The organism is Clostridium sp., assembly GCF_016650035.1.
Lineage (GTDB): Bacteria > Bacillota > Clostridia > Clostridiales > Clostridiaceae > Clostridium_AD.
Genome location: NZ_JAENWM010000108.1, coordinates 1 through 10,722 on the forward strand (window position 1 = coordinate 1; position 10,722 = coordinate 10,722).

Consider the following 10,722-nt stretch of genomic DNA (forward strand, 5'->3'; position numbering starts at 1 on the left):
CAGGTTTTAGTATTTTAAATTTATTAAAGTAGCTATTTGACAATTAAATGTTTTTTCTAAAAGTTCCTGCATCTTGTAGGCTTGTTTGCTATGCCTATTGTTATTACTAACTACTCCCTGAACATAAAATTTATAGCGTTATAATAATTCTGTACAAAATCAAGTTTTACATATTAGTTTCCGTGACTACTCATGTTACAACATTTTTTTTTATTAGACATAAGTCTATCATAAAACATAGTTAAAGTCATGCAATATATTTGAACTTTGATTATTTTCTATGAATATTGCATATACTCAATCTTATATACAATTCTATCATATAGGAGGAATAAATAGCATGGTGAATTTAACCCTGATTCATTACGTCTATATTATAATAATTATATTAATCATAGTGATAATTGCACTCAAAAAAGATGTTATACTTCCATGTGTTCTAGGAATTGGAGTAATAGGTTATATTTCTACAGGGAATATTTTAAGTGCTATTCAGATTATATATAAAGCAGTAGTGGTATCTGGTAAAGAATTTATTGAGGTGGTTGTAGTTATTGCACTTGTTAATGCAATGTCCAGTGCGCTAACGGATATAGGCGCTGATGAGATAATTACAAAACCAATGAAGAAATTAATGATAAATAAAACTATGTCTTTTTTTGCACTAGGGATTACAATGACCATAATTTCATGGTTTATTTGGCCAACACCTGCAGTTGTTTTTATAGGGGCATTAATGGTTCCTACCGCAGTTAAGTCTGGTTTACCACCTGTATGGGCTGCAGTAGTCTTATGTATATTTGGAAATGGTGTAGCTTTATCAAGTGATTTTGTTTTACAAGCAGCACCATCAATAACTGCTAAGGCTGCAAATTTGGATAGTCCGCTAGGAATTATTAAAGAGAGTCTTCCCTTTTGGGGTATAATGAGTATAGTTACTATTACTACAGCATTTATACTTATGAAAAAAGACAAGAGCATAGTAATTAGCATTAATGCAGGAATATCTGAACCTAAAGAGTTAGTACGAAACGGATTAATAGGAGCAAAGATAATGGCAATTGCTACTCCTTTAATCTTTTTAATAGATATCATACTAATAAAAAAGAATGGATTACAAGGCTCGGATTCTACAGGGTTAATAGGTGGGACGGCAGCATTAATAATGATAATTTCATCTATAATCCACCGTGGTATTAAAAATTCATTAGGTGATGTTACTAAATATATTAAAAATGGGTTTATTTTTGGTATAAACATATTTGCACCAATTATAATTATCGGTGCTTTCTTTTTTTTAGGAAGTGAAGGTACAACAATAGAGATATTGGGTCCAGGGGTTAGTGGAATTTTAAGCGATATAGGACTATATGCAGCAAGTAACATTCCCTTATCCAAATACTCCGTCATAGGTATTCAAACAGGGGTAAGTACTCTTCTTGGTCTTAGTGGTTCAGGTTTCGCAGGTCTTCCTATAGTCGGGACATTAGCTCATACCTTCTCAAATGCTATTGATATAGATAAGGAGGCTATTGCAGCCTTTGGGCAAATAATTACTGTGTGGATAGGGGGAGGAACCATAATACCTTGGAGCGTGGTTGCAGCAGCTGGTATATGTAAGGTTGAACCTTTTGAGGTAGCTAGGAAGAATATTATACCTGTTACCAGTGGAATAGTTGCTACAGTGATACTAGCTATGATAATATTATAGTCTAATCATTTTAAAAAAATATACTAATCTATTTTAAGGAGAATTAAAACAAATGAACATTCAATGCTTTGGAGTGAAAAAATGTTTTGATACACAAAAAACCGAAAGATTTTTTAAAGAGAGAAAAATAAAATATCAATTTATAGATTTGAAAATTAAAGGCTTAAGTAAGGGTGAGCTAAAAAGTGTAAAAAATGCAGTGGGTCTAAATAAATTAATTAACACAAAGGTAAAGGATTTTAAAAAATTAAATTTAGATCAAATAAGAGGAGAGGAAACTAAAGAAGAGATTTTACTTGAAAACCCACAGCTTTTAAATACCCCTATAGTACGTAATGGGAAAGAGGCAACTGTGGGATATGCACCAGAAATATGGACAACCTGGGAATAGGAACACAAATAAGAAAGTATTCCAGGAGATAACAATAATTCATCCTCTAGAATACTACACTGATTTGTGTGTTAATTAGACTTCATATTTTTAAGCATTGGTAATAATTTCTTAGCTAAAATTATGGCTATTACAGCTTTTGCAAAGTCACCAGGGATAAATGGTAAACAAGCGTACTTAAGCGCTCCATAAAAATTTATACTTTTTCCTAAATAACTTGTAAATATAAAGTAAAAGTATGGAACTCCAATGAGATATATTACAAAACTTCCTAAAACCACAGAATATATTATTGTAGAAAGTGACTTGTTTTTTTCTGTAAGTTTACCTATTACATAAGCTGCTGCGATAAAACCTAGTACAAACCCAAATGAAGGGCTTACTACAGAAGTTAGGCCTCCAATTCCACCAGCAAAAATAGGTAAGCCAACTAAACCTAAAATAACATATATAATTTGGGATAGAGCGCCAAGCTTAGCACCTAATATAAGTCCTGATAAAACAACAAAGATAGTTTGAAGTGTTATGGGAACTGGACCTAGAGGTATAGAAATAAAGCCCCCTACCGCCGTTAGCGCTGTAAATAAAGAAGTAATTATTAAATCTCGTGTAGATATTTTCAAAATATATTCCTCCTAAAAAATTATAACTTGCATAATACCATTGTGTACGGTGAATTCGTTTTACTTATTATTGTAAACTGAATAATATTATTTAGTTTACAATAATATAGCATGATTTATTTCTAAAGTCAAACAAAATAAAGCGAAATAATATGTTGTGCTTTATTTGAAATATTTAATAGGAGGTTTTAAATTGTCTTTAATTAATTTCTTTAAGTTCGTTGAAATTCAAACAAAATTAGCTAGTATGATACCATTTATAGTTGGAACCCTATATTCTTTATACCGATATAAAAGCTTTAATTTAAGGAATTTTATTATAATGGGTGTATCACTATTAGCCTTCGACATGGCAACTACTTCAATTAACAACTATATCGATTACAAAAAAGCTTTAAATGAACATGAATACGATAAGGAAAATAAAAATCTGATTGTAAGATATAACATTAAAGAATCAACTGCCGTAGCTATAATCTATACCTTACTTTCAATTGCAGTTTTTTTCGGCATATTATTAACTTTAAGCACCAATATAGTTGTACTTCTAATAGGAATGGTTTCATTCTTAGCTGGAATATTCTATACATATGGACCTGTTCCAATTTCGCGTATGCCACTAGGTGAGATCTTTTCCGGAATATTTATGGGGTTTATAATTTTATTTTTATCATGTTACATTCACGTATTTGATAGAAATATAATCTCACTTATATACCATAATAACATAATGAATATCAGCATAAACCTACTGGAAGTGTTTTATATATTCCTAATTGCTATTCCTACAATTAACGGTATAGCAAACATAATGCTTGCTAACAACATATGCGATGTTGAAGAAGATATTATAAATAATAGGTTTACATTGCCTTACTATTTAGGTGTAAAAAATTCACTAAAACTATTTAAAGCTTTATATTATATGGGATACCTAGGCATTATATTGTCTGTTATATTAAAAATTTCACCAATTGTATCACTCTTGGTGATTCTAACAATAATACCAATCAGTAAAAATATAAAATCATTCTGCAACAATCCAATAAAAAGCAAAACCTTTGTTTTGTCAGTACAAAATTTTGCAATTATGAACATAACTCACATTTTATTATTATTAATAGTAATTATATTTAATTAAAGTGCTAAAAATTTTACTTAGGAGCTGATTTTATGGATAAGAGGTTAGTAATAGATAAAACAAAGGAATATGTAAAGAGTAAACTAGAAGGTGAAGGAACCGGTCATGACTATTGGCATATACTTAGGGTATATAAAACTTCCATTTATATAGGGAAAAAAGAAAATGCTGATTTATTCATAGTAGAACTTACTGCACTATTACATGACATTGCTGATTGGAAATTTAACGCAGGTAATAGTGATATTGCCACAAGTCTTATTAGAACCTGGTTAGTAAGTTTAGGGGTGGAGGATCACATTATTAATAAGATTAATAAAATAATAGAAACTATGTCATATAAAGGCGGCACTACAAATGCTAATCAAGAAACCATTGAAGGAAAGGTTGTTCAGGATGCAGATAGATTAGATGCTTTGGGTGCTATAGGGATTGGAAGAGCTTTTGCCTATGGTGGATATAAAGAACGAGAATTATATAATCCTAATATAAAGCCACAAAAATACAATGATTTTCAAGAATACAAAAAAAATGTTGGTACTACAGTTAATCATTTTTATGAAAAACTGCTATTACTAAAGGAGCTAATGAATACTGAGTCTGGTAAAGCGATGGCGAAAGAAAGACATGAATTTATGGAGGGATATTTAAATCAGTTCTTTAAAGAATGGAATTGCAATGAAATTGATTAAATATTTCCTTGGAAATATAAGTAAATATTTTTTCTCTTTTTACTGTTTTATTATATTTTTTTAAAAAAATATTAACATAGAATTTATCATTATCGGGTGATATAAATAAAGGGGGAGCTATGGAAAAAAGATATATAATAGTGTGTTCATTAATCGCTTGCATTCTACTGTACTTTGTAGAACAAGTGTTAGTAGTTAGTTACGTAGTGAAAACAGTTATAAAAATAATGTTTTTTATTCTTATTCCTTACATTTACATGAAGTTCATTAAAAAAGAAAGTCCATCAAAAGCTATAAATTATAAAAATATTGATAAACACCATTTAAAAACGGGTTTTCTATTTGGAATACTGTCTTTTCTAATAATACTAATTGCTTATTATATATTTAGGAATGTTATAGATCTACAGAGTATATCAGATGATCTACAAACAAAGTCTAAGATTACTGCTTCAAGTTTTATTTTTGTTGGACTCTATATAACTCTCGGAAATTCTTTTTTAGAAGAATATTTTTTTAGGGGATTCATCTTTCTAAACCTTTATGAGCACAAATCTAAAAAGTTTGCATACATATATTCTTCATTTTTATTTGGGTTATATCATATTGGGATTTTTAAAGCGTGGTTTAATTTTGGATTAGTAGGGCTTGCTCTAATAGGATTAATTACTATAGGTTTTATATTTAATTGGCTCGATACAAAATCTAAAAATTTTATTAACTCGTGGATAGTTCACGTGCTTTCTGATAGTGCAATAATCATAATAGGACTCAGGATGTTTGGAATAATTTAATGTGCGTTTTTGTATGATTATCTAAAAATAGTTTTCGTTCATAGTTTGTTAACAAAGTTGCCATTTGAATGCCATGGTTTAATTTTATTATATAGATATAAGATAAATACACTTGATTTAGTAAGAGCTATTAATATATATATAAATTTGATATAATTAACCTATGCAAGTGCATTTATGAATGTATACTTATGAACATTTAATTTGTCAATAATTTTAATTAATATAGGAGAAGATTTTATGATGGAAACCATTTTAATAGTCGACGATGAGGAAAGAATCAGAAATCTTGTGTCCATATATTTACGAAAAGAGCAATATAATATCTTGCAAGCTGAAAATGGGATTGAAGCCATAAACATATTCAAGAAAAATAAAGTGGATTTAGTAATACTAGACGTTATGATGCCCGTTATGGATGGCTGGGACGTATGCAAGGAAATAAGAAAAACCTCCGATATCCCCGTTATAATGCTTACAGCTAAATCTGAAGAAGATGACGAGTTATTAGGTTTTGAATTAGGTACAGATCATTATATCACTAAGCCATTTGTTCCAAAACTATTGGTGGCAAAAGTGAAAGCAATTATTCGAAGGACTCACATAAGTGAAGCTTATGTAAAGGATGGCAATAACTTTGATGGTGTTGTTGTTGATAATTTAAGCCATGAGGTCACCGTAGATAATAATGAAATTAGTCTATCTCCAAAGGAATTTGAACTACTAAATTATTTTATACTTAATAAGAGAATCGTTTTAAGTAGAGAGAAGATATTAGACGCTCTATGGGGAATTGACTATTTTGGAGATTTAAGAACAGTTGATACTGTTATAAAACGATTAAGAGAAAAATTAGGTGAAAAATCTTATCTTATAGCAACAATAAGAGGGGCTGGATATAAATTCGAGGTGAAAAATGAAAAGTAAAAAGAGTATTACGAGAAAGCTTTTTGCTATAACTTCTATAGTTTTTATAATTTTCATCACCACTAATTTAGTAGTACAATCACAATTTTTTGAGCAGTTTTATATAAAGTGGAAAACAAATAATGTTAAAGATAACCTTGTGAAATTCAAAAGTCAATATGTTTTGCTCGAAAACGATGTGGATGAGGTTAACTTAATTAATTCATTTCAAGAAGAAAACAGTTATAAAATAATTATAAGCGATAGTTCAGGAAATTTGAAACAGCTTACAACATTTGTTGATGCAAAAAAGGACTCTTTGAAAATTGGAATTATGATTCAAATAATGTCTGATGAAATAAAAAATACAGGTGGAGCTGCTAAATTAATAAAACAAGGAAAGCCCTTTGTTTTTATTACTGGAGCAAACCGTGAAATGGTAGATAGTGTGGCAGGCATATTATACGATAAAAATAAAGATGAGACTATCTACGTTTTTTCATCACTGCAGCCAGTAAATGAAGCAGTACAAGTTATAAAGGAATTTTATTTGTATTTCTACATAGGTGCTATAGTTACTATTTTACTACTTTCATTCATTTACTCAAATATGATTGCAAAGCCCCTTATAAAAATAACTAAAACTGCTTCTAAAATGGCTAATCTTGACTTCACAGAAAAGTGCCAGGTTAAAAGTGAAGACGAAATAGGAGCACTTGCTACTTCGCTTAATCTTTTATCAGAAAATTTAGATGGAGCATTAACGTCACTTAAAGACGCTAATACAAAATTAGAAAAAGATATTGAGAAAGAAAAAAAGTTAACAGAGATGAGAAAAGACTTTGTAGCAGCAGTCTCTCATGAACTTAAAACACCAATAACCCTTATAGAAGGGTACACACAGGCATTGAATGATGATATCTTAGAAGGGGAAGAAAAGCAGTATTTTATTGATGTTATAATGGATGAATCTAAGAAAATGAACAATTTAGTATCTGATATGTTGAATTTATCTCAACTAGAATCAGGGAATTTTAAGTTGGTTAAAGAAGATTTTTTTCTACATGAACTCATACAACCATTTACTAAGAAATTTTCATCTCTATTAAACGAAAAAAATATAACACTTAAATTAAATTTAATCCAAAACATAAAAGTTAATGCAGATTGGAACAGAATAGAACAGGTACTAACAAATTATATGACAAATGCTATTAGACATATTAATAATGGTGGATCTATAACAGTAAGAATGATAGAAAAAGAAGACACCATTACTGTTTCTGTGGAAAACACTGGAAGCGAAATTGAGGCTACTGAAATCATGAAGATATGGGACAACTTCTATAAAATCGATAAATCAAGGACTCGCAAGCTAGGTGGTACTGGTTTAGGCCTTTCCATAGTTAAAAATATAATGTTACTTCATGGTGGTAGTTGTGGAGTAGAAAACACAGAAATGGGAGTTGAATTCTATTTTGTTCTAACAAAACAATAATAATATAAAAATGGTATGTAAAATGTTTTTGAAATCATTTTACATACCATTTTTATATGAAGTTTTCATAAATGAAATTTATGCTATTCCAGCCACGCTGACATCTAATAGTTTAACAGTTTTAGGTCCTACAAAGTTATTATCACTCTGTAACTCTTTTGATAAATACATTTCCTTTTGTAAATCTTTGATATTCCCTGAGATAGAGCCTCCAGTAACTGGAATAGTATTTTTACCATCAAAAATCCACCCCAGTCTAATTTCTCCACCAAAATCTCCTGTTAAATCATCCATTTGAAAGTCGGAAAAGGCTACTATTTCTAGATAAGGTTCCTTTTTAAAATCAGTTATTGAATGAGATCCACCTTCAATAATAAAGTTTGATATAGTACCTGTAGGCTCTATATTTAAGTAATGGCAATGCCGTGCATCCCCATGATATTTATTCAAAAAACCTTTTTTAAATACCTGAACAGAATGCAATGGAAAGCCATCAGCGTCGTAGGGCGAAGATTTCGTTGAGTTTTTCATAAAAGGATCTAACGTAAGAGTTATTAAATCACCTCGAGAGTCCTCGCCTTGAATATTCTCGCCAAGTTTTGCCGTTGACAGCCCATTATAAACACTTTTAGCAGAAGCCTTATCCAAGTAATAGTTAAATAGCTCAATTACTGGTGCTCCAGTTAGTAATACAGTGTGTTTTAGCAGTGCTGGGGTAGGGGAGGCAATAGCTTTCTCCCTACTGAAAATCAGCATCTCTTTTACTTTTTCGTCTATTAAATTAGAATCCATCTCTGAAAAGTCCATGTGCTTATAAAGTTCGATTTCCTCAGTGTCTGCCTTCCAATTAGTTATAAACTCAAGTTCTCCCTTATAAGTAGTAAAAGAAACATCTATTCCTTTAGAACTTACAATATGAGTATGAATTTTATTAAGGAATATTTCAGAGGAGTTTATACCACCTTTATCATAAATATCTGATTTATATAGGGCTTCTGTTATCAATGGCATCCATTCATTAAGTTCTTTTTCGGAAAAGTTACTCTTTATTTCTGGTTGAACACTATAAGACTTCTCTACCATAGGATAAGATTTGTTTTTTATAAAACCAGTAGCAAATGCACTTTCGTTAATAACATCTAAAATTTCTTCATCACTCATAGTAGGGTGGATAATAGCAGAAGAGGATCCTGTGTAATTTATATTTTCCTTTTCGAAATTTTTATAGACTGTTACATTAAAATTATGAACATTTTTAGATCTGTCCATATCCATTCTTTTTTTTATAAAGAAGAATTCGGTAGATGTTATTTTATTCTCTATTATTTTGAAATCATCTATTTTTGTGCACTCTGAAATTAACTTTCTTATTCTTTCCATCATTAACCTAACCTCACTTTTGCTTTGATATATGGGCCACCATCTGAAACTTTAACATATTCTTTATATCCTTTACCACAAGCACCTGAACCAAATAGTTTAACTGACCCTGATACCATAGATATAGATTTTAGAACATCTGGAACATACCCAGTCATAATTACAGGGGATATTATCTCGCCCGTTAATTTACCATTTCTAATTTCTTTACCTTGAAGAATCATACATTGTATTCCCCAATTTTTAGGGTCTTCCATACCGCTCATACAGCCTTCTAAAATATACCCGTGTTTTACAGAAGATATCATATTTTCTAGATTATCATATCCTGCAGCAAAGAAGGTATTAGTCATTCTCGCATATGCTTTTCTTTCAAAAGATTCTCTTTTCCCATTCCCAGTAGGTTTTGTACCAAGAACAAGAGCTGATAACATATCAGAAAGTCCTGTTTTAAGTTGTCCTTTTTCTATTACAATAGTATCTGTTCCGAGTACGCCTTCATCATCAAATAAATAAGAAGATATATTACTAGTAGCTGCAGCTCCATCGTGCATAGTAACGAGTTCTGAGGCTACTTTTTTTCCTATATATTCTATAGCTTTTGCTCTTTCCTTAACAAACATGTCCATTTCTACTCCATGACCAAAGGCTTCATGAGCAATTAGTCCTGAGATTTCTGGGGAACAAATTACTTCATATTCGCCAGGAATCACGCTCTTAGCATCTAAAAGTTTTATACTAGTTGCTACTACTTTTTCTATACCATTTTTCATTTCATCCAAAAGTTCCACTGCCTTTAACCCAGAAAATGCTTCATGGGCATATTTAGTATTGTCATCCCTACGCACTATACTCATTAAGTATCCTTCGCTCCATATATAGGATTGTTCCAATTCTTTATTATTAGAAATAAATATCTTTGACACATGAACTTCATGATATGCTACTCTAAAATCTACTAACAAATCTGAGGAATTTAAAGCAGAATCTTTAATAAAGCACAGTTTCCCTATTTTTTCTTCTGATGTTAAATATGTTGGAAGGGTGATGACTTCAGCTAAAAACAGTTCATTCATTATCGGTTCTTCTATTATATTATATGAATTAACCTTTATTGAAGCGTTTTTTAAATTCTTTAGTGCAACTGAAATGTTAAAATGTATTTCATCCACTAGAGAGTTTGAATTGTTTTCACTTATTTCATTAAAGGAAAACTCAGAATAGTTCACACCGTTATGAACTCTTATTACAAAAACACGTTCGCACCATGGTGAATCACTTAAATCTATACCAGTTTTTTGTACTCTGTACATTTTCCCTTTGGTATCAGTACCTAAAATTGATACATATTTATATTTTTCAGAAAGGATACTTACTATTTTTTTTAAAATAGGCTTTTTATTTATTAAAAAACTCGACATTGAAACCTTCATTAAATTAGCCCCCCCATATTACATGAGCTTTCACGGAAACTCATTAGCTCCTATGATTACTCATTTCTAGTATCATTAATTTTTGTTGATTCCCCCATTTTTTCTGCATAAAACGCTTGACAAGTCTGTAAAAATTTGAAAAATCCCTCCTAG

The 10,722-nt window shown here is 30.4% G+C and carries 10 protein-coding genes; 7 read left to right on the forward strand and 3 right to left on the reverse strand.

Annotation, left to right across the window (positions count from 1 at the left end; all coding sequences use genetic code 11):
* Positions 1-340: 340 nt before the first annotated feature.
* Positions 341-1,711, forward strand: coding sequence for a hypothetical protein (locus JJD95_RS17890; RefSeq protein WP_291644510.1), 1,371 nt, complete (start codon positions 341-343; stop codon positions 1,709-1,711).
* 52 nt (positions 1,712-1,763) lie between these two features.
* Positions 1,764-2,102 (forward strand): arsenate reductase family protein, encoded by a 339-nt coding sequence (locus tag JJD95_RS17895; protein ID WP_291644512.1) that lies wholly within the window; start codon positions 1,764-1,766, stop codon positions 2,100-2,102.
* A gap of 71 nt (positions 2,103-2,173) precedes the next feature.
* Here the strand turns inward: JJD95_RS17895 and JJD95_RS17900 are convergent, their stop codons facing one another.
* On the reverse strand, positions 2,174-2,725 hold the full coding sequence (locus JJD95_RS17900; RefSeq protein ID WP_291644514.1) for a biotin transporter BioY: 552 nt from the start codon (positions 2,723-2,725) through the stop codon (positions 2,174-2,176).
* Positions 2,726-2,918: 193 nt separating this feature from the next.
* Between JJD95_RS17900 and menA the strand changes: the two genes are divergently transcribed.
* From menA to JJD95_RS17925, 5 genes are all read left to right on the forward strand, one after another.
* Positions 2,919-3,866 carry a 1,4-dihydroxy-2-naphthoate polyprenyltransferase gene (menA, locus tag JJD95_RS17905; RefSeq protein WP_291644516.1) on the forward strand — a complete coding sequence of 316 codons (948 nt, stop codon included), beginning with the start codon at positions 2,919-2,921 and terminating at the stop codon, positions 3,864-3,866.
* Positions 3,867-3,898: 32 nt separating this feature from the next.
* Entirely contained in the window at positions 3,899-4,558 is a 660-nt protein-coding gene (locus tag JJD95_RS17910) for an HD domain-containing protein (protein WP_291644518.1), read from the forward strand.
* Between the two features lie 119 nt (positions 4,559-4,677).
* Positions 4,678-5,352 (forward strand): CPBP family intramembrane glutamic endopeptidase, encoded by a 675-nt coding sequence (locus JJD95_RS17915; RefSeq protein WP_291644520.1) that lies wholly within the window; start codon positions 4,678-4,680, stop codon positions 5,350-5,352.
* A 240-nt stretch (positions 5,353-5,592) separates the two neighbouring features.
* On the forward strand, positions 5,593-6,279 hold the full coding sequence (locus JJD95_RS17920; RefSeq protein ID WP_291644522.1) for a response regulator transcription factor: 687 nt from the start codon (positions 5,593-5,595) through the stop codon (positions 6,277-6,279).
* On the forward strand, positions 6,269-7,756 hold the full coding sequence (locus tag JJD95_RS17925; protein WP_291644524.1) for a HAMP domain-containing sensor histidine kinase: 1,488 nt from the start codon (positions 6,269-6,271) through the stop codon (positions 7,754-7,756). The genes JJD95_RS17920 and JJD95_RS17925 overlap by 11 nt, the downstream gene beginning before the upstream one ends.
* Positions 7,757-7,834: 78 nt before the next feature.
* Here JJD95_RS17925 and JJD95_RS17930 read toward each other — a convergent pair whose 3' ends face one another.
* Entirely contained in the window at positions 7,835-9,139 is a 1,305-nt protein-coding gene (locus JJD95_RS17930; RefSeq protein WP_291644526.1) for a metallopeptidase TldD-related protein, read from the reverse strand.
* Positions 9,139-10,569 carry a TldD/PmbA family protein gene (locus tag JJD95_RS17935; protein WP_291644528.1) on the reverse strand — a complete coding sequence of 477 codons (1,431 nt, stop codon included), beginning with the start codon at positions 10,567-10,569 and terminating at the stop codon, positions 9,139-9,141. Before JJD95_RS17935 ends, JJD95_RS17930 begins: the two co-directional genes overlap by 1 nt.
* Between the last annotated feature and the right edge of the window lie 153 nt (positions 10,570-10,722).

What these genes read in the sequence shown, in the direction of transcription:
- JJD95_RS17890 (WP_291644510.1), top strand. Translation starts at nt 341, where the DNA reads ATGGTGAATTTAACCCTGATTCATTACGTCTATATTATAATAATTATA.
- JJD95_RS17895 (WP_291644512.1), top strand. Translation starts at nt 1,764, where the DNA reads ATGAACATTCAATGCTTTGGAGTGAAAAAATGTTTTGATACACAAAAA.
- JJD95_RS17910 (WP_291644518.1), top strand. Translation starts at nt 3,899, where the DNA reads ATGGATAAGAGGTTAGTAATAGATAAAACAAAGGAATATGTAAAGAGT.
- JJD95_RS17915 (WP_291644520.1), top strand. Translation starts at nt 4,678, where the DNA reads ATGGAAAAAAGATATATAATAGTGTGTTCATTAATCGCTTGCATTCTA.
- JJD95_RS17920 (WP_291644522.1), top strand. Translation starts at nt 5,593, where the DNA reads ATGATGGAAACCATTTTAATAGTCGACGATGAGGAAAGAATCAGAAAT.
- JJD95_RS17925 (WP_291644524.1), top strand. Translation starts at nt 6,269, where the DNA reads ATGAAAAGTAAAAAGAGTATTACGAGAAAGCTTTTTGCTATAACTTCT.
- JJD95_RS17930 (WP_291644526.1), bottom strand. Translation starts at nt 9,139, where the DNA reads ATGATGGAAAGAATAAGAAAGTTAATTTCAGAGTGCACAAAAATAGAT.
- JJD95_RS17935 (WP_291644528.1), bottom strand. Translation starts at nt 10,569, where the DNA reads ATGAAGGTTTCAATGTCGAGTTTTTTAATAAATAAAAAGCCTATTTTA.